Origin of the sequence: Radicibacter daui (genome assembly GCA_030657355.1) — a bacterium.
GTDB lineage: Bacteria > Pseudomonadota > Alphaproteobacteria > Radicibacterales > Radicibacteraceae > Radicibacter > Radicibacter daui.
In genome coordinates, this window is sequence record CP131056.1 from 3906347 (window position 1) to 3924447 (window position 18101).

Annotated in this window: 15 protein-coding genes; 8 read left to right on the top strand and 7 right to left on the bottom strand. The window is 66.0% G+C overall.

Annotated features, from left to right (window positions below):
- Window positions 1-96 precede the first annotated feature (96 nt).
- On the top strand, window positions 97-1815 hold the full coding sequence (locus QTL98_RS18225) for an HAD family hydrolase (protein ID WP_445679884.1): 1719 nt from the start codon (window positions 97-99) through the stop codon (window positions 1813-1815).
- Here the strand turns inward: QTL98_RS18225 and QTL98_RS18230 are convergent.
- The gene (locus QTL98_RS18230) at window positions 1804-2610 is read right to left on the bottom strand and encodes an SDR family NAD(P)-dependent oxidoreductase (protein WP_445679885.1); all 807 of its coding nucleotides are present in this window, start codon (window positions 2608-2610) and stop codon (window positions 1804-1806) included. The genes QTL98_RS18225 and QTL98_RS18230 overlap by 12 nt on opposite strands.
- A gap of 178 nt (window positions 2611-2788) precedes the next feature.
- Here QTL98_RS18230 and QTL98_RS18235 point away from each other — a divergent pair, with 178 nt between their 5' ends.
- Window positions 2789-3397 carry a TetR/AcrR family transcriptional regulator gene (locus QTL98_RS18235; protein WP_445679886.1) on the top strand — a complete coding sequence of 203 codons (609 nt, stop codon included), beginning with the start codon at window positions 2789-2791 and terminating at the stop codon, window positions 3395-3397.
- Window positions 3398-3413: 16 nt separating this feature from the next.
- Here the strand turns inward: QTL98_RS18235 and QTL98_RS18240 are convergent, their stop codons facing one another.
- On the bottom strand, window positions 3414-4121 hold the full coding sequence (locus QTL98_RS18240; protein WP_445679887.1) for a glutathione S-transferase family protein: 708 nt from the start codon (window positions 4119-4121) through the stop codon (window positions 3414-3416).
- Window positions 4122-4299: 178 nt separating this feature from the next.
- Between QTL98_RS18240 and QTL98_RS18245 the strand changes: the two genes are divergently transcribed.
- The 3 genes from QTL98_RS18245 to QTL98_RS18255 all read left to right on the top strand — a co-directional run bounded on the left by QTL98_RS18245 (window position 4300) and on the right by QTL98_RS18255 (window position 6277).
- Window positions 4300-5127, top strand: coding sequence for an NADPH-dependent oxidoreductase (locus tag QTL98_RS18245; protein ID WP_445679888.1), 828 nt, complete (start codon window positions 4300-4302; stop codon window positions 5125-5127).
- Window positions 5128-5280: 153 nt separating this feature from the next.
- Window positions 5281-5805: a hypothetical protein gene (locus QTL98_RS18250; RefSeq protein ID WP_445679889.1), complete on the top strand. Its 525-nt coding sequence runs from the start codon at window positions 5281-5283 to the stop codon at window positions 5803-5805.
- Between the two features lie 49 nt (window positions 5806-5854).
- The gene (locus tag QTL98_RS18255) at window positions 5855-6277 is read left to right on the top strand and encodes an OsmC family protein (RefSeq protein WP_445679890.1); all 423 of its coding nucleotides are present in this window, start codon (window positions 5855-5857) and stop codon (window positions 6275-6277) included.
- 47 nt (window positions 6278-6324) lie between these two features.
- Here the strand turns inward: QTL98_RS18255 and QTL98_RS18260 are convergent, their stop codons facing one another.
- A complete protein-coding gene (locus tag QTL98_RS18260; protein WP_445679891.1) occupies window positions 6325-6822 on the bottom strand; it encodes a GNAT family N-acetyltransferase in 498 nt (165 codons plus the stop codon).
- 134 nt (window positions 6823-6956) lie between these two features.
- Between QTL98_RS18260 and QTL98_RS18265 the strand changes: the two genes are divergently transcribed.
- Window positions 6957-8039, top strand: coding sequence for an NAD(P)H-dependent flavin oxidoreductase (locus tag QTL98_RS18265; protein ID WP_445679892.1), 1083 nt, complete (start codon window positions 6957-6959; stop codon window positions 8037-8039).
- A gap of 3 nt (window positions 8040-8042) precedes the next feature.
- On the opposite strand, the gene cobA is transcribed toward QTL98_RS18265, so the two are convergent.
- The 4 genes from cobA to nirB are packed head-to-tail and all read right to left on the bottom strand — an operon-like array spanning window position 8043 to window position 14449.
- Complete coding sequence (gene cobA / locus QTL98_RS18270) at window positions 8043-8981, bottom strand: uroporphyrinogen-III C-methyltransferase (protein ID WP_445679893.1); 939 nt, start codon at window positions 8979-8981, stop codon at window positions 8043-8045.
- Complete coding sequence (locus QTL98_RS18275; RefSeq protein WP_445679894.1) at window positions 8911-11610, bottom strand: molybdopterin-dependent oxidoreductase; 2700 nt, start codon at window positions 11608-11610, stop codon at window positions 8911-8913. Before QTL98_RS18275 ends, cobA begins: the two co-directional genes overlap by 71 nt.
- On the bottom strand, window positions 11607-11966 hold the full coding sequence (gene nirD / locus QTL98_RS18280) for a nitrite reductase small subunit NirD (protein ID WP_445679895.1): 360 nt from the start codon (window positions 11964-11966) through the stop codon (window positions 11607-11609). The genes QTL98_RS18275 and nirD overlap by 4 nt, the downstream gene beginning before the upstream one ends.
- A gap of 29 nt (window positions 11967-11995) precedes the next feature.
- Window positions 11996-14449, bottom strand: a complete 2454-nt coding sequence (gene nirB, locus QTL98_RS18285; RefSeq protein WP_445679896.1) for a nitrite reductase large subunit NirB — start codon at window positions 14447-14449, stop codon at window positions 11996-11998.
- 956 nt (window positions 14450-15405) lie between these two features.
- Between nirB and QTL98_RS18290 the strand changes: the two genes are divergently transcribed.
- On the top strand, window positions 15406-16848 hold the full coding sequence (locus QTL98_RS18290; RefSeq protein ID WP_445679897.1) for a CmpA/NrtA family ABC transporter substrate-binding protein: 1443 nt from the start codon (window positions 15406-15408) through the stop codon (window positions 16846-16848).
- A 210-nt stretch (window positions 16849-17058) separates the two neighbouring features.
- Window positions 17059-18069, top strand: a complete 1011-nt coding sequence (locus QTL98_RS18295; protein ID WP_510637588.1) for an ABC transporter permease — start codon at window positions 17059-17061, stop codon at window positions 18067-18069.
- Window positions 18070-18101: the final 32 nt, after the last annotated feature.

The following is an 18101-nucleotide window of genomic DNA, read 5'->3' on the forward strand; positions in this document are numbered from 1 at the left end:
CCAAAGTTTGCGCTGGATCAATCGGCGGGGCGTCCGCGCGTCCTAGGATAAGGCCTGCCGCAACCGGTCCCCGGTTGCGCCGGGAGGTCTTTGGCCATGTACTTCCTTGCCCTTGCTGCCGACTATGATGGCACCCTTGCCCATGACGGTGTCGTGTCCGCCGGAACACTGGAGAGCCTCAGGCGGCTGAAACAGAGCGGGCGCCATCTGCTGCTGGTCACCGGCCGCGAACTGCCGGACCTGAAGCACCTGCTGCCCGACCTTTCCCTCTTTGATCGTGTCGTCGCCGAAAACGGCGCCCTGCTTTATGTGCCGGCGACAGGCGAAGAGCGGTTGCTGGCCTCCCCACCGCCCGAAGCGCTGGTGCAGCGCCTTGCCGAGCGCGGGGTCGGGCCCATATCGGCGGGCCGTGTGGTGGTCGCCACCTGGGAGCCGCATCAGGCGCAGGTGGTGGAGACGATCCGCGAACTGGGTCTGGAACTTCAGATCGTCTTCAACAAGGGTGCGATCATGATCCTGCCGCCCGGGGTCAACAAGGCGAGCGGGCTGCTGGCCGCCCTGCATGATCTCAGGCTTTCGCCGCAAAATGCCGTCGCGGTCGGGGATGCCGAAAACGACCACGCGCTATTGAGGGCAAGCGGCTGCGCGGCGGCCGTCGCCAATGCAGTCGAAGCGCTGAAGGCCGATGCCGATATCGTGTTGACGCGGGACCATGGCGACGGGGTCAGCGAGCTTGTCGATGCCCTGATTGCCGCCGATGCGCTGATCGCCCCCCGCGCCAAACACGGGCTGCATCTCGGCCATGGGCCGGGCGGGGAAGAGATCGTACTGGAGCCATGGCAGGGCAGCGTGCTTATCGCCGGCCCCTCCGGCTGCGGAAAATCCACCCTCGCCACCGCCCTTACCGAAAAGATGACCGAGCGCTGTTTCGAATTCTGCGTCATCGACCCGGAAGGCGATTATCCGGGGCTGGAGCACACGGTCGGGGTGGGCGATGCCCGCACGGCGCCGGTGCTGGGCGATGCCATCAGCCTGCTGCGCAATGCCGAGGTCAATCTGGTCATCAATACCCAGGCCATGGGCCTTGGCGCGCGGCGGCACCTGCTCGCCGCCCTGTTTGAGGAAACCGCGAGCCTGAAGGCCGAGACCGGCCGGCCGCACTGGGTCATCATCGATGAGGCGCATCAGGTGCTGCCGGCGGGCAGCGAAATAGACTTGCCGGGCAAGGCCGGAGATATCCCGTCCTCCATTTTCATCACGCTCGACCCCGCGGCGATGGCCCACCCCATCCTGAGGTCCGTCCATGTCGTGCTCGCCTTCGGCAGCGCCGCCCCGCACATCCTGCGCAGCATGGCGCAGGCGCTTGGCATCGAAGCGCCAGAGGTGAGCGCACCGGAGGCCGGCTGCCTTCTCTGGTGGTCGCCCTGGTCAGGAGACCCGCCCGTAACCGTCCGCCTTTCTATTCCGGAGCAATGTCACAAGCGCCATGCCGGCAAATATGCCGCCGGCGATGTGGGGGCGGAGCGCAGTTTCTGGTTCCGCGGCCCGCACAAGGAGATGAATATCCGCGCCCGCAATCTCTATGAGTTTCTCGATATCGCGGATGGGGTGAGCGACGCCGTATGGCTCCATCACCTGCAGGCCGGGGATTATTCGGCCTGGTTTCGCCATGTCATCAAGGACACGACGCTGGCCGTGCAGGCTGCGGCCATCGAGGCCCGGCATCGCTTGAGCGCCAGCGAGAGCCGCCGCCTGATCGGCAAGGCCATCCGCCGGCATTATGCCGCCCCGGCAGAAAGCCTCTCAGAGCGCTGAGTGACCCTTTACCGCCTCGGCAAGGCCCGCCTTCATATCGAGAAAACGCTGGTCCACCACCTCCGGCGCCTCGCGGTTAAGGCGGATCATCTTTTCCCGCGCTTCGCCGCCACGGATGACGCTGAAGGCATCTTCCCGCACTGCTTCGAGAATGGCATCGGCCACCGCCGCCACCGGCTCGCGGATGAAGCCCAGCTCCGGCCCGGCCTTCGAGCTTTTCATCATCGGAGTATCGGTGGCGGTGGGATAGGCCGTCAGCACATGGATGCCTTCGCCCTTCAGCTCCCGCCGCAGCGCCTCGCCGAAGCGGGCAAGTCCGGCCTTGGCAGCGGCATAGGTGGCGTAAAAGGGCGCCCCGACAAGAGCAAGGCCTGAGGCGATGTTGAGCACCAGGCTGTCGCCGCTTTCGCGCAAAGCCGGCAAGGCGGCGCGCGTCAGCAGGATGGGGGCGAGCAGATCGACGGTGATCATCGCCTCGATCTCCGCTTCGGCGATCTCCTCCAGCCGCCCGGCGCGCACGCCGCCGGCATTGTTGACCAGTATGTCGATGCCGCCCATCGCCGCCTGCGCGGTGGAGAGGGTGAGTGCCCGCCCCTCGGCCGTGGCGACATCGGCAGAGACGCCGGCAACAGTCGCCCCGATGGCCTGCAGTTGCAGCACGGCTGCTTCCAGCCGCTCTTCGCCCCGTGCCGTCAGGAACAGCCGGGCGCCGGCCGCGGCAAACCGCTCGGCCAGCGCAAGACCGATACCGCTGGAGCCGCCGGTGATGAGGATACGCTTGCCCGCCAGTTCCATCGTTTCGCCCCCAGCCCTGCGGGGCGCTATAAGCGCACGCCGCTTGTATTTTAGAACGTACGATCTAGAATATCTCCGGCCCCGTTCATTGCAAGCCGGGCGGGATCACAACTGCGTTAACCGGCCCACATTGCCGCCCGGATTCCTGCCAAGGGGCGGCCCAGGAGATGCATCCGGCATGGCCCGGCCCCGGGAATTTGACGAAGACGCCGCGCTTTCTGCCGCCATGCGCTGCTTCTGGTCGCGCGGGTATGAGGCCACCTCCGTGCGCGACCTTGCCCGCCATATGGGCATTACCGGCGCCAGCCTCTACAACGCCTTTGGCGACAAGCGCGCTCTCTTCCGCCGCGCGCTGGACCATTATGTTGCCGGCACGCTCGGCGACCGCATCGCCCGCTTCGAGCCCAGCCTGCCGCCACGCGCCGCCATCGGCGCCTTTTTCGACGAGGTGGTGCGCCTCTCCGTAAATGACCCCGACCGCAAGGGCTGCCTGCTGATCAACTCCGCGCTGGAAGTAGCGCCGCATGACAGCGAGTTTGCCCAGGTCATCTCCGGTGTGCTCGGGCAGCTGGAAGGGTTTTTCCAGCGCTGCGTGGCGGCCGGGCAGCGCGATGGCAGCATCACCGACGCGCAACCGGCAGGCGATCTTGCCCGCCTGCTGCTGGCAACGCTGATGAGCCTGCGTGTCATGGCCCGCACCCGGCCGGAACCGGCGATGCTGGAGGGGCTGGTGCGCCCTGCGCTTGCCTTGCTGGATAGCCCCCGCCTGAGCCCTGCCGTCGCCTGACGGTCAGGCGCCCTGTTCAGGCCGCCGGATAGTTCGACGGGAACAGCGCCCGGCGCGCGTCCTCATCCATCTCGCGCTTGAAGCTTATGCCCTGCCCCGCCGCCCGCGCCCGGGCGACCGCCGGCCGGGCATCGATAGCCGCAAACCAGCGGGCGAGTTCCGGATAGGCCGCAAGCGGGTTAGCGCCCGGCTCGGCTGTCAGCACCCGGGCCGCGCGGTCCAGCCAGCCCCAGGCGGCGATATCCGCAATCGTCATTTCCGTGCCGGCGATGAAATCGCGGCCGGCGAGGTGCCGGTCGAGCACGGCATAGTGCCGCTCCGCCTCACGGCGATAGCGGTTGATGGCGTAGGGCAGCTTTTCCGGCGCGGCATACTGGAAATGCACCGCCTGCCCCGAGAAGGGGCCAAGGCCGCTCGAGATAAAGAACAGCCAGGAAAGCACCTCGCCCCGGTCCGTCGGCGCGCCGAGAAAACGGCCGGTCTTTTCGGCCAGGTAAAGCAGGATGGCGCCGGAATCGAAGACCCGTACCGGAGTGCCGCCCGGCCCCTCCTCATCCAGAATGGCCGGCACCTTGCCGTTGGGGTTGATGGCCCGGAAAGCCGCCCCATGCTGCTCGCCCTTGCTGGTATCCACCGGCACCAGTTCGTAAGCGAGGCCGGTTTCTTCCAGCATCAGCGCAACCTTGGCCGGGTTCGGGGTGGGATGAAAATAAAAGCGGATCATCAGGGAGCTCCGGTTGCCGGCAGCGGCTTGCGATAGTTTTTGATCGGTCGCTATAAAACAGAGAATTCGCTCTTGCCGCAAGCGTCAAGCGGCCGCAGCGCACCGGGCATGGCCAGCAGGCCGGCGCGGGGTTATGAACAGGCAAGGCAAAAACCAAGGCCAACAGGAGAGTGCCCCCATGTCCGTTTCCGCGCTGATCGAGGCCCGTTACGGCGCCGCCGCCGATTTCACCCTGCCGGCGCTTTCCACCCGGGCCGAGGCGGTGCTGGAGACGGTGCTGTCGCATCGCACCGTGCGGCACTATCGCGATGAAGCCCTGCCGGCCGGGACGCTGGAGCTGCTGGTGGCTGCGGCGCAGTCCGCCTCCACCACCTCCAACCTGCAGGCCTGGAGCGTGGTGGCGGTGGAAGACCCCGCCCGCCGCGCCCGCCTTGCCGCCCTTGCCGGCGGGCAGGAGCATGTGGCGCGCGCCCCGCTGGTGCTGATGTGGGTGGCAGACCTTGCGCGCCTGCGTGCCATCGCCCATGCCAACGGCAAGTCAGGCGAAGGGCTGGACTATGTGGAAAGCTTCCTCATCGCCTCGCTCGATGCCGCTCTTGCCGCGCAGAACGCCGCGGTTGCGCTGGAAGGGCTGGGGCTTGGCTGCTGCTATATCGGCGGCATGCGCAACCATCCGGAAGAGGTGGCGGTCGAGCTTGCCCTGCCGCCGGACACCTTTGTCACTTTCGGCATGTCGGTGGGCATTCCGGCAGAAAACCTGACGACGGAGATGAAGCCGCGCTTGCCGCAGGCAGCCGTACTTCACCGCGAGCAATACAGCGCCGCAGGCACACCCCGGGCGCTCGACGCCTATGACGAGCGCCTGACCGAGTTCCAGCTGCGCCAGAAGATGACGCCCATCGGCTGGACCCGGCAGATGGCAAACCGCATCGGCGAGCGTGCCTCCCTCAAGGGGCGCGACCGGCTGAAGGCGGTGCTGCATGCCTTCGGCTTCAGGCTTGGCTGACCCGATCGGCGCTGTGAGGGCCTCCACAATCCCGGATCGCTACACAAGGGTATAAAACATCAAGACAGTCTCAGGCCGGCCGGGCCAGCCTGATTGTGGTGGCACGGCAGGACCGGGGCAAACCCCGCTCGCCGAACGGGAGTCTTCAAGCCAATGATCGCCTTCATTCCCGAACTCGTCATCGGGCACAGCCTTGTCAGCATCATCGCCCTTGTTGCCGGCGTGCCCGTGCTGGTGGCCCTGGCTCGGGGCAAGGTCCCGGCCTTCTGGACCTGGCTGTTCCTCATCACCTCGATTGCCACCAGTGCCAGCGGCTATCTCTTCCCGTTCCACTTCCTCATGCCCTCGCACATCATCGGGGCGGTGGCGCTGATCATTCTGGCCGGGGTGCTGGCGCTGCATTTCTCTGCGCTCACCAGCAATCTGGCTGCGCTGCTTTACGCCGCCGGCATGGTAGCGAGTTTCTATCTCAATGCTTTCGTCGCCGTGGCGCAGGCCTTCGGCAAGATCGCCGCGCTCCGGGCCCTCGCCCCGACGCAGAGCGAGCCGCCTTTTGCCATCGCAGAGCTCACCTGCCTGATCGTTTTCATCATTGCCGGCGTTGTTGTTACCAGGGGGTTCATCCGCCGCCGGCCGCTCGGCGTCACCCTGGCCCAGCCGGCAGAAGCTGCGCGCTGAACGCAAGGCGGCGCCACGAACCCCTCACCAAAACTGAGGAGAAGCCATCATGAAGAAGTTCGGAAACGCCGTCTGGGAAGGCGGCCTCAAGGACGGCAAGGGCGCCATCTCCACCGAAACCGGCGCGCTCAAAAGCTACCCTTACGGCTTTGCCAGCCGCTTTGAGGACAAACCCGGCACCAACCCGGAAGAGCTGATCGGCGCTGCCCATGCCGGCTGCTTTACCATGGCGCTCTCGCTCATTCTGGGCGAAGCTGGTTTTACCGCCACCAAGATGGAAACCCGCGCCGACGTGACGCTGGAAAAGCTGGCCGATGGTTTTGCCATCACCGCCATCCATCTGACGCTGCGCGCCACCATCCCCGGCGTGAGTGCAGACAAATTCCAGGAGCTGGCCGGCATGGCCAAGGCCGGCTGCCCGGTCTCCAAGCTCATGAAGGCGCCGATCACCCTCGACGCGGCCCTCGCCTGATCTCACTGCCCGGGCACCGGCCCTCCATGGCGGGGGGCCGGCGCCGGTCAGAGCCGGCGGAACATTACCAGCGCATCCACTTCGCCAAGGCGTGGATGCTCGAAAGCGCCCGGCAGGCGGCCGATGATGCCGAAGCCCATGCGCTGCCAGAGCGCGACCGCGCGCTCATTGGTGCTGATGACGAAATTATACTGCATGGCCCGGAAACCGCGGCTGCGGGCCTCCTCCAGCGAATGCTCGCACATGCGCGCGGCGATGCCCCGGCCAGTGGCGCCCGGCGCGGTGATGTAGCCGCAATTGGCCACATGCGCGCCGCCGCCCTTCTGGTTTGCCTGCATGAAGTAGGTGCCGACCGGCTGCCCGTCTTCCTCGGCCAGAAACACGAAATGGCCGGACATGAACCAGTAGGAAAGCGCCTCCTCCCGGCTCCAGCCGCTTGGCAGGGCGTAGGTTTCCCCTGCCCGCAGCACCGGCTCCAGCATCGGCCAGACGGCATCGTCATCGGCGCGTGTGGCGGGCCGAACCGTGAAGGAAGAAACACTCATCTCATTTCCTGGCTGGAATTTGCCGGCGGGCGGGCGGAAAAATCGGAGCAAAGCATAGCAGCCGCTGCCCGGCTGACCAGTGCCCCGGCTGCCGATTGCAGCGCCGGGATAAGCAGCATCAGGAGACGCCCCGCATGACCCGCTGGCCCGACCGCCGCATCCTCGATCTCTTCGGTATCGAGCTGCCCATCCTTCAGGCCCCGATGGCCGGCGCCAGCACGCCCGAAATGGCGATAGCCGTCGGCAAGGCCGGGGGGCTCGCCGCCCTTGCCGCGGCCATGCTGACGCCGCAGCAGATGGCCGAGGCTATCAAGAAAATTCGCGCCGCCAGCCCCGCCCCGCTCAACGTCAATTTCTTCTGCCACACTCCGCCCGCGGACGACCCGCAGCGGCTCGCCAGCTGGCAGGCACGCCTCGCCCCCTATTACGCGGAACTCGGGCTGGACCCGGCAGCGAGTGCCCCGACTGGCGGGCGTGCCCCTTTTGACGATGCCTATTGCCGGGAAGTGGAGCGGCTGAAGCCCGAGGTTGTGAGTTTCCATTTCGGCCTGCCGGAGCAGGCGCTGCTGGAGCGCGTGCGGGCAACCGGCGCACGCATCATCGCCTCCGCCACCACCGTTGCCGAAGCGCGGTTTCTGGCAAGCCATGGCTGCGATGCCATCATCGCCATGGGCGTGGAGGCCGGCGGCCATCGCGGCAATTTCCTGACCCATGACATGGCAAGCCAGATCGGCACCTTTGCGCTTGTGCCGCAGATCGCCGATGCCGTCTCCGTGCCGGTGATTGCTGCCGGCGGCATCTCCGACGGGCGCGGCGTGGCCGCTGCCTTCGTGCTGGGAGCTAGTGCGGTGCAGGTGGGCACGGCCTATCTGTTTTCGCCCGAGGCAACCGTCAAACCCTGGCACCGTGAGGCACTGGAGACGGCGGAGGCTGATGCCACCAGCCTTACCAATCTCTTTACCGGCCGCCCGGCGCGCGGCATCGCCAACCGATTGATGCGCGAGGTTGGCCCGCTCTCGCCCGACGCCCCGGCCTTTCCACTCGCCGGCGGGGCACTGGCGCCGATCCGGGCCAAGACGGAAGCCGCCGGGTCCGGCGAGTTCAGCAACATGTGGTCCGGGCAGGCCGCCCGCCTTGCCCCGAGGCTGCCGGCCGGTGACCTGACCCGCAAACTTGCCGGGGATGCGCTGGAGCGTCTTGCAAAGGTTGGCGGCTAGAGGTCAGCCCTGCGCGACGGCGAGGGCAACCGACAGCTCGGCGTCGGCCATCGCCGTCACCTCGCCGATCAGCACCACCAGCGGCCCGTCATCGCCCCAGACGGCAACATGCCGGGCAAGACTAACGAGGGGAGCCGATATCTGCCGGCGCTCCGGCCGCCCGACATTCTCCACCGCAAGGCAGGGAGTATAGGGATCGCGACCGGCGGCGATCAGGCGCTTTGCCGTCGCCTCCAGCCGCGCCCGGCCCATATAAAGCGCCAGTGTCACGTCCGGGCAGGCGGCAGCTTGCCAATCGAGCCGGTCGCTCTCTTCTTCACTGGAGCAGGTGGCGGTTGCCAGCATGAGCCGCCGCGCAGTGCCACGATGGGTGAGCGGCACGCCGAGTTCGGCCGCTGCCGCAAAGGCCGCCGTCACCCCCGGCACGATCCGCACCGCAATACCGCAGGCCCGCAGATACGCCATCTCCTCCCCGCCGCGGCCGAAGATGAACGGATCACCACCCTTGAGGCGCACGACCCGGTGCCCTTTCATCGCCTCCGCAGCCAGCAGGGCATTAATGTCATCCTGCCGGGCGGAGGGACAGCCGCCGCGTTTGCCGACGGCCACCAGCGCCGCACCCGGCCGCGCATAGGCGAGGATTTCGGGCGTTACCAGCGCGTCATGCAGCACCACATCAGCCTCGGCGAGTGCCCGGACGGCTGCCAGCGTCAGCAACTCGGGATTTCCGGGCCCGGCACCGACCAGCACCACGTCGCCCGCCCTGCGCCCGGCCGCCGCCCGGCTTGCCTTGCGCGGCACCAGCCTGCGGCCTGCTTCGCGCCAAAAGCCGGCGGCGCGCTGCATCCAGCCTGCCGGGTTTATAATCGCCTCAGGCTGCATTGTCGGCAGGCTCCACCGTGCGCGGGCCGGCCGTGCCAGCCAGGGAAGCAGCATGCTCATGGGCCAGGATCTCCTTGAGCTCGGGAATGCAGGAACCGCAATTGGTGCCGGCCTTGAGCGCGGCGCCGATTTCGGCGGGGCTTGTCAGTCTGCCGGTACGGATGGCGGTAACGATGCTGTCGAAGCCGACCTGAAAACAGGAGCAGACGATACGGCCGGTCGCAGGACGCCCGGCGCCCGCCCGCCCGGCAAGCAAGCTGGCACGGGCAGCACCATCCAGCGCCTCTTCGGCGGCCAGCGCTTCCAGCCAGCTGCGGTCGACGCGTAGCGGCTGCGGCGACACGAAGAGCGCCGCCACCAGCCTCCCGCCGGCAAACCAGGCATGGCGCACGGTGCCGCGGGCGGGGTCCCTGTAGTCGAGCCGCTCGCCCTCAAGGGCGGCATCAAGCCGGGTTATCAGCTCCTCGGCCTCCTCCGCGGCCAGACCGGCAAGCTCCGCCAGATAACCGCCGCGTGCCCGGCGCCGGGCCCAATAGGCCAGTTCCGTCACGTCCACCGGCGCGGCGCTGATCAGCACGCCGTGCCAGGCGGCCGCGAGAGGCTTGACCTCCACCGCAGCCAGTTTCAGGGCCGGCTGGCCGGAAACCGGATCGACCACCGGCGGGATCAGCGCGCCCGCCACCGCACGGGCCGCAAAAGCACCGCTCCAGTGCATGGGCAGGAAGATCTGGCCCGCCTGCTGCGCTGCGGTTACCCGCACACGGGCAATATAACGCCCGTCGGCATTCTCCACCTCGGCAAGGCAGCCATCGGCAAGGCCGCGTGCACCGGCATCCGCCGGATTGATCTCCAGCAGCGGCTCGCTGCGGTGAGCCGTCAGGCGCGCGGCAAGGCCGGTGCGGGTCATGGTGTGCCACTGGTCGCGATAGCGTCCGGTGTTGAGCAGCAGCGAAAACTCCTGGCTCACCCGGCTGCGCGGCGGACGGGAGATGGTTGCGACGAAGTTCGCCCGGCCATCGGCGGTGAAGAAGCGCCCGCCGCCAAAAAGCCGGCCAGCCGGAGCGCTACCCGCGACCCACGGCCACCGGAAAGGCTGAGCCTTGTCATAGGCCGCGTCATCCAGATCAGCGGCGGCACCGATGTCGAAATCCCGCGTGCCGTCATTTTCAAAGGCGGAAAGCGCCGCATGTTCGCGAAAGATGTCCGCCGGGCCCTGATAGGCAAAGGCCGCCCCATGGCCCATCGCCGCTGCCACGCGGGAGATGATCCACCAGTCCGGCCTTGCCTCGCCCAGCGCAGGCAAAAAAGCACGCTGACGCGAGATGGTGCGTTCGGAATTGGTGACCGTGCCGTCCTTCTCGCCCCAGCCGGTGGCCGGCAGGCGGATATGGGCATAGCGGCCGGTATCGGTGGTGCCGATGCAGTCGGAGAGGATAACCAGCGGGCAGGCTTCCAGCGCTGCCCGAACGGCATCCGCCTGCGGCAGGCTGACGGCAGGGTTGGTGGCCATGATCCAGATGGCCTTGATACGCCCGTCGGCCACCGCCTCAAACATCTCGACGGCCTTCAGCCCCTCCCCGCCTGCAACGGCAGGCACAGCCCAGAAGCGGGCGACGCGCTCACGCTCGGCGGCGGAAAAACCCATATGGGCGGCCAGCTGGTTGGCAAGCCCGCCCACTTCGCGCCCGCCCATGGCATTGGGCTGGCCGGTTACCGAGAACGGCCCCATACCCTCGCGGCCGATGCGGCCGGTGGCGAGATGGCAGTTGATGATGGCGTTTACCTTGTCGGTCCCGGTATCGGACTGGTTGACCCCTTGCGAGAAGACCGTCACCACCCGCTCGGTCTGCGCAAACAGGTTGAAGAATTTCTGCAGATCGGCTTCGGCCAGACCCAGTTTTTGAGCGAGCGCACCGGCCTCCGCTTCGCCGGTGCGCGCCGCCGTGAGCGCTTCCTCAAAACCCCTTGTCTTGTTGCGGATGAAGTCCGGCGCCAGCTGCCCGGCTTCGGCCAGATGCAGCAGCAGCCCGTTGAAGAGCGCCACGTCTCCACCCGGCTGAAGCGCCAGATGCAGGTCGGCGATATCGCAGCTGTCGGTGCGGCGCGGGTCGATGACAACGACGCGCGTGCCGCGCTTCTCCTGCGCGGCGCGCAGGCGCTGGAACAGCACCGGATGACACCAGGCGAGGTTGGAGCCCACCAGCACCACCAGGTCGGCCAGCTCCAGATCGACATAAAGGCCCGGCACCGTGTCGCTGCCAAAGGCCCGCTTGTGGCCGGCAACGGTGGAGGCCATGCACAGGCGCGAATTGGTGTCGATGTTGGAGGAGCCGATGAAGCCCTTCATCAGCTTGTTGGCAACGTAATAATCTTCGGTCAGCAACTGGCCGGAGACATAGAAGGCGACGCTGCCGGCCCCATGCACGTCGATGGTGGCCTTGAGACGCTCGGCCACGGTTGCCACCGCCTCCCCCCAGCCGGCCCGCCGGCCGTCGATCTCCGGAAACAGCAGCCGCCCTTCCGGCACCAGCGTTTCCGCCAGCGCAGCCCCCTTGGAGCACAGACGGCCGAAATTGGCCGGATGCTGCTCATCCCCCCGCACCTGCCAGTGCCCGGCCTCATCGCGGCTGGCGACGACACCGCAGCCGACACCGCAATAAGGGCAGGTCGTGCGGACGGCGGCTGTCATTCCGCCGGCTCCAGCACCGCAGCCGGCACCGCGACCGGCTGGCGCAGGAAAACACGGGCGCCGCGCAATTCCACCATGTGGCGCGGCACGCACCCTTCGTCGGGGCCGACAACCTCGCCGCTTTCAAGGTCAATCACCCAGTTGTGCAGCGGGCAGGTAACCCGCGCGCCATGGACGATGCCCTCTGAAAGCGGCCCGTGACGGTGCGGGCAGCTGTTGCGCACGGCAAACAGGCGATCATCCAGCGTGCGGAAGATGGCAATCTCGCCCGCAGCTGTCGCCACGCGCCGGGCGCCCTGGCGGGGAATGTCCTCCAGCGCGCCGACATCGGACCAGAAATCGGTGTCACGGGTCATGATGAGCATTCCTTTTCTGGACAAGGGGCTTATTCGGCGGCGACCAGCGGCGCGAATTCGTGGGCATCCACCTGCTTTTCGGCGCGCTCGGCCCAGGGGTCGATCTGGGCGATGGTCTGGGAGCGCAGGAAGCGGGCCGTCAGCGCCCGGCGACGCTCGTCATCGCTGACGATTGCCTGCTTCACATGCTCAAGACCCACGCGCTCGATCCAGGGCGCGGTGCGCTCCAGATACCAGGCTTCCTCGCGGTAAAGCTGGATGAAGGCCATGCACATCTCCATGACCTCGGCTTCGGTGGCGACCTTGCAGATCAGTTCCGCACCGCGCAGCTTGATGCCGCCATTGCCGCCCACCACCAGCTCGTACCCGGAATCGACGCAGATGACGCCGAAGTCCTTGATGGTGGCCTCGGCGCAGTTTCTGGGGCAGCCGGAGACAGCCATCTTGAACTTGTGCGGCATCCAGCTGCCCCAGGTCGCCTGCTCGAGGCGCACGCCAAGGCCGGTCGAGTCCTGGGTGCCGAAACGGCACCATTCGCTGCCGACGCAGGTCTTCACCGTGCGCAGTGCCTTGGCATAGGCATGGCCGGAAACCATACCGGCGGAATTGAGATCGGCCCAGACCGCCGGCAAGTCTTCCTTGCGCACACCCAGCAGATCGATGCGCTGGCCGCCGGTAACCTTCACCGTCGGGATGTCGAACTTGTCGACCACGTCGGCAATCGCCCGCAGCTCCTTTGCCGAGGTGAGACCGCCCCACATGCGCGGCACCACCGAATAGGTGCCGTCCTTCTGGATGTTGGCGTGCACACGCTCATTGATGAAGCGCGAGCGGCTGTCGTCGCGATACTCATCCGGCCAGGCACAGAGCAGGTAGTAGTTGAGCGCCGGGCGGCAGGAATGGCAGCCTTCCGCGCTCTGCCACTCCAGCGCCTGCATGACGGCAGGGATGGATTTGAGCCCCTTGGCGATGATGAGGCGGCGCACCGTGCCGTGATCGTGCTGGGTGCAGGGGCACATCGGCTTCGGGCCGGTTTCGGCCTCGTACTCATCGCCCAGCGTGGCGGCCAGCAGCTTTTCCACAAGGCCGGTGCAGGACCCGCAGGAGGAGGAGGCCTTGGTGTGCGCCTTGACCTCGCCCAGCGAGGTCAGCCCCTTCTCACGGATGGCGGAGACGATGCTTCCCTTGCAAACGCCGTTGCAGCCGCAAATTTCTGCCTCGTCCGGCAGGGCCGCAACGGCCTTAAGAGGGTCCGCGCCGGCACCCTCCGCGGCAAAACCCTGGCCGAAGATGAGCGTGGAGCGCAGCGGTGCCACATCCTCCGCCCGTTTCATGAGATCGAAATACCAGGACCCGTCGCCGGTATCGCCATAGAGCACGGCGCCGATCAGCCGGTCTTCCTTCAGCACAAGGCGCTTGTAGATACCGCGCGCGGCATCGCGGAAGACGATGTCCTCGCAGCTCTTGTCCGCCGTAAAGGTACCGGCGGAAAACACATCGACGCCGGAGACCTTGAGTTTGGTGGAGGTGACGGAGCCCTGATACCCGTTGCCACCATGACCGGCGAGGCGCCCGGCGCAGGTCCGCGCCATTTCAAAGAGCGGCGCCACCAGCCCGTAACACTGGCCACGATGCTGAACGCACTCGCCGATGGCGAAGATGCCGGGGTCAGAGGTGGTGAGGAAATCATCCACCACGATACCGCGCTCGACCTCCAGCCCGGCGTCCTTCGCCAGCGCCGTATTGGGGCGGATACCGACCGCCATCACCACCAGCACCGCCGGCAGGGTGCGCCCGTCCTTGAGGGCCACCGCTTCAACCTTGCCATCGCCCAGGATGGCACCGGTGTCGGCACGGGTGATGATCTCGATGCCGCGCGCGGCAAGCTCCGTCTCCAGCAGGTGCCCGGCGGCCTCATCCAGCTGGCGCTCCATCACATGGCCTGCCAGATGCAGCACGCTGACCTTCATACCGCGTTTGGCAAGGCCGGTAGCGGCTTCGAGGCCAAGAAGGCCGCCGCCAATCACCACCGCCGGCGCGCCCTCTTTCGCCGCTGCCAGCATCTTTTCGACATCGTCGAGATCGCGGAAGGTCACGACGCCCGGCAGCTCACGGCCCGGCAACGGGATGATGATGGGATCGGACCCGGTTGCCAGCAGCAGCCGGTCATAGCTTCGCACCAGCCCGGCGCGGCTGGTGACGGTGCGGGCCGCCCGGTCGATGGAAACGACCGGATCGCCGGCGATCAGCTCGACGCCATTCTCCGCATACCAGGCCCGGTCATTCAGGACGATTTCCTCATAGGTCTTTTCGCCCGCCAGTACCGGAGAAAGCATGATGCGGTTGTAGTTCTCGCGTGGCTCGGCGCCGAACACCGTGATGGCGAAGGCTTCTCCATCGTGCCGGAGCAGTTCTTCGACGGTCCGGATACCGGCCATGCCATTGCCGATCACAATCAGGCGGGGACGCTCATTGCTGGACATCGGGCGACCTCATCTTCGCTGGGGGCCGCAGCGGAAAAGCGCCTGCGGCCCGATAGAGACGAAAAAAAACGCCCGACCCGCGGAAGCCTCGAAAAGGCTCCTTTGTGTCGGACGTCATTATCCGGGCAACCCGCCATCAGGTTGCGATATGGGAAGCAGGGCAGCACTGCCCCGCGCCCTCCCTCATCCGCAAACTACGTGCCACTTCGCCCCGAAAGGCCGCAAGCCACAGGTCAGAAACCGCAACCAATTGATTCAGAAGGTTTCCCTGTCCAGATTCACCGACCGCAGCCCGGAACCCGGCTGCGCCGACAAGGCGATTGCGCGGATCGTCATCGCTTACAAATTATGCAAAATGTTGTTAACTATTTGATTTTAATGTAATTATTTCTCCACCTTCTTCACTTCTCGCCGGCCGGGCATCGCTCTCTCAACGCCGTTCTTTTTCGAAAAATCGGCTTGTGAAGCAAAGCTTTCGCCGAAAACCGGCAAACCAGGACCGGATTTTTTCGCCACTGATTAAAATTTGAGCGATGTGATCCAATTCACAACAATTGTGCAGAAATGGGCGCGCGTCTGGCCGACGCTTTTGGGTCTCTGGCGACCGACCGGCCACAGCACGGCAAAACGCTTTTGTTTCAAACCCTTGTGCTTCGGATTGGCGGACAATGATCCATGGGTCAGGCGGTGCTGGCCGCTTCTGGCACGGCTTTTGCCACTCTGCCTTCATCCGCTGACGCTGGCGGGTTCTCAATTTCATCGGCCCGATGGCGGGCCACCAGCAACGCTGCTGACGGAACGTGTGCCTTCGGGCGTCACGGATTTCCGTAGCGGCGTTTTTTGTTTTTTGCCGTCGGCATGGGCACTGGTGCACAGCCCGGCAAGAAACCCGACCGGCGGGCAGGAAGATCGGCAGAAGCCGCCCCTGCCCCTTACGAGACGAGGTGGATGAGACGATGCGCGACCGGTTTTCCCATCACCCCGCCGCCCTTTCGGGTGCCGTTGCCGCTGGCCTCAGCCGCCGGGCTTTTGCCGGACTGGCGACAGCCGGCCTGATTGCGGCCCTCTGCCCGGCACTGGCCCCCGCTCACGCCCTTGCCGGCGAGATCGAGAAGGACGAGCTCAAGTTCGGCTTCATCAAGCTGACCGACATGGCGCCGCTTGCCATCGCCTATGAAAAGCACTTCTTCGAGGATGAAGGGCTCTATGTGACGCTGGAGCCGCAAGCCAACTGGAAGGTGCTGCTCGACCGCACCATTTCCGGCGAGCTGGATGGCGCCCACATGCTGGCGGGCCAGCCGCTCGGCGCCACCATCGGCATCGGCACCAAGGCGCATATCGTTACCGCCTTCTCCATGGACCTTAACGGCAACGGCATCACCGTCTCCAACTCCGTGTGGGAGGAGATGAAGAAGCACATTCCGCTGGGGCCGGATGGCAAGCCGCAGCACCCGATCAGCGCAGCCGCCCTCAAGCCGGTGATCGACCAGTACCGGGCCGAGGGCAAGCCCTTCAACATGGGCATGGTCTTCCCGGTCTCCACCCATAATTACGAGCTGCGCTACTGGCTGGCGGCGGGCGGCATCAACCCCGGTTATTATTCGCCGGACGACATCACCGGCACCATTTCCGCCCAGGCGCTGCTCTCCGTCACCCCGCCGCCGCAGATGCCGGCAACGCTGGAAGCCGGCACCATCTCCGGTTACTGCGTTGGCGAGCCGTGGAACCAGCAGGCCGTCGCCAAGGGCATCGGCGTGCCGGTCATCACCGACTACGAGATCTGGAAGAACAATCCGGAGAAGGTGTTCGGCGTGACCGAGGAATGGGCCGAGAAGTATCCGAACACCCACATTGCCGTGGTCAAGGCGCTCATCCGCGCCGCCATGTGGCTGGATGAAAACAACAACGCCAACCGCGCAGAGGCGGTGAAGATTCTCGCCAAACCCGAATATGTCGGCGCCGATGCGCAGGTCATTGCCAACTCGATGACCGGCACCTTCGAGTATGAGAAGGGCGACAAGCGCGAGGTGCCGGACTTCAACGTCTTCTTCCGCTACTACGCCAACTATCCCTACTATTCCGACGCCATCTGGTACCTGACGCAGATGCGCCGCTGGGGCCAGGTTGCCGGCGCCGAGCCCGACAGCTGGTACGACCAGGTCGCACGCAGCGTCTACAAGCCGGAAATCTTCATGAAGGCGGCGGAAGCGCTGATTGCCGAAGGCAAGGCCAGCAAGGCAGACTTCCCCTTCGGCAGCGACGGTTATCGTGCGCCGCAGAAGGAATTCATCGACGGCGTGACCTACGATGCCCGCAAGCCGAACGACTATCTCGCCCAGTTCCCCATCGGCCTGAAAGGCAATGAAACGGTGACATCAGCCGGCGTAACCGGCGGCTGACCTGCCCCCGGCAAGGAACAAGCCCGGAGGCGGCGGACAAGACCGCCCCGGGCCATTCTCGAAGAACCACCACCAGGCACCCGAAAAGCCCCGGGCCTCCTTCCCAGCCCGGGGCACCAGCGCCAAGGACGACATGCCATGACTTCGGCCAGCGACATCGCCCCTGAAACGACCCCCGGCCCCTTCAGCAGGCAGCGGCTCCAGTCCGGCCTGATGCGCGCTGCCCGCGTCATCGAGCGGATCGGTCTTGGCTGGTTCTCGCCGCTCCTTCGCATGGCGGCGGGAGAGCCGGTCAAACAGCAGCTGCGCCAACTGTGGCAACGCGCCGGCATTCCGCTGATCGCGCTTGGCATCTTTGTGGTGCTGTGGGGAACGCTGGCGCCGCGCGTCGTCACTTCGCTCGGCTCCATCCCCGGCCCGGCCCAGGTGCTGACGCAGGCTGGCAGTCTTTATGAGGAGCATCTGGCGGAGCGGCATCGTGCCGATGAGTTTTATGCCCGCCAGCAGGAGCGTAACGACAAGTTCAAGGCGGCCGGCGAAACCGACAAGATCAAGTGGCGCAGCTACACCGGCAAGCCCACCTATCTCGACCAGATCGCCACCTCGCTGAAGACCGTGTTCATGGGCTTCTTCCTGGCCACGGTAATCGCGGTGCCGCTCGGCATCCTGTGCGGGCTTTCCCCGACCATCAACGCCGCGCTCGGGCCGCTCATCCAGATCTTCAAGCCCGTCTCGCCGCTCGCCTGGCTGCCCATCGTCACCATGGTGGTAAGCGCGCTCTACACCGCCGAAGATCCGCTCTTTGACAAGGCATTCCTCAACTCGGCCATCACGGTAACGCTCTGCTCCCTGTGGCCGACGCTGATCAACACCGCCGTCGGTGTGGCCTCCATCGACCGGGAGCTGATGAATGTCGGCCGGGTGCTGCAGCTCAAATGGCCGACCAAGACCATGAAGCTCGTGCTGCCCTCGGCGCTGCCCTACATCTTCATCGGCCTGCGCCTGTCGCTGGGCGTGGGCTGGATGGTGCTGATCGCCGCCGAGATGCTGGCGCAAAATCCCGGCCTTGGAAAATTCGTCTGGGACGAGTTCCAGAACGGCTCTGCCGCCTCCCTCGCCCGCATCATGGTTGCCGTCTTCACCATCGGCATCATCGGCTTCGTGCTCGACCGGGCGATGGCGGCACTCCAAGCGCTCTTCAGCCATGGCCCTGTGCGCTGACACCGCCCCCCTTATGAGCAGGAGACAAGGCA

What these genes read in the sequence shown, in the direction of transcription:
- QTL98_RS18225 (WP_445679884.1), top strand. Translation starts at nt 97, where the DNA reads ATGTACTTCCTTGCCCTTGCTGCCGACTATGATGGCACCCTTGCCCAT.
- QTL98_RS18230 (WP_445679885.1), bottom strand. Translation starts at nt 2,610, where the DNA reads ATGGAACTGGCGGGCAAGCGTATCCTCATCACCGGCGGCTCCAGCGGT.
- QTL98_RS18235 (WP_445679886.1), top strand. Translation starts at nt 2,789, where the DNA reads ATGGCCCGGCCCCGGGAATTTGACGAAGACGCCGCGCTTTCTGCCGCC.
- QTL98_RS18240 (WP_445679887.1), bottom strand. Translation starts at nt 4,121, where the DNA reads ATGATCCGCTTTTATTTTCATCCCACCCCGAACCCGGCCAAGGTTGCG.
- QTL98_RS18245 (WP_445679888.1), top strand. Translation starts at nt 4,300, where the DNA reads ATGTCCGTTTCCGCGCTGATCGAGGCCCGTTACGGCGCCGCCGCCGAT.
- QTL98_RS18250 (WP_445679889.1), top strand. Translation starts at nt 5,281, where the DNA reads ATGATCGCCTTCATTCCCGAACTCGTCATCGGGCACAGCCTTGTCAGC.
- QTL98_RS18255 (WP_445679890.1), top strand. Translation starts at nt 5,855, where the DNA reads ATGAAGAAGTTCGGAAACGCCGTCTGGGAAGGCGGCCTCAAGGACGGC.
- QTL98_RS18260 (WP_445679891.1), bottom strand. Translation starts at nt 6,822, where the DNA reads ATGAGTGTTTCTTCCTTCACGGTTCGGCCCGCCACACGCGCCGATGAC.
- QTL98_RS18265 (WP_445679892.1), top strand. Translation starts at nt 6,957, where the DNA reads ATGACCCGCTGGCCCGACCGCCGCATCCTCGATCTCTTCGGTATCGAG.
- cobA (WP_445679893.1), bottom strand. Translation starts at nt 8,981, where the DNA reads ATGAGCATGCTGCTTCCCTGGCTGGCACGGCCGGCCCGCGCACGGTGG.
- QTL98_RS18275 (WP_445679894.1), bottom strand. Translation starts at nt 11,610, where the DNA reads ATGACAGCCGCCGTCCGCACGACCTGCCCTTATTGCGGTGTCGGCTGC.
- nirD (WP_445679895.1), bottom strand. Translation starts at nt 11,966, where the DNA reads ATGACCCGTGACACCGATTTCTGGTCCGATGTCGGCGCGCTGGAGGAC.
- nirB (WP_445679896.1), bottom strand. Translation starts at nt 14,449, where the DNA reads ATGTCCAGCAATGAGCGTCCCCGCCTGATTGTGATCGGCAATGGCATG.
- QTL98_RS18290 (WP_445679897.1), top strand. Translation starts at nt 15,406, where the DNA reads ATGCGCGACCGGTTTTCCCATCACCCCGCCGCCCTTTCGGGTGCCGTT.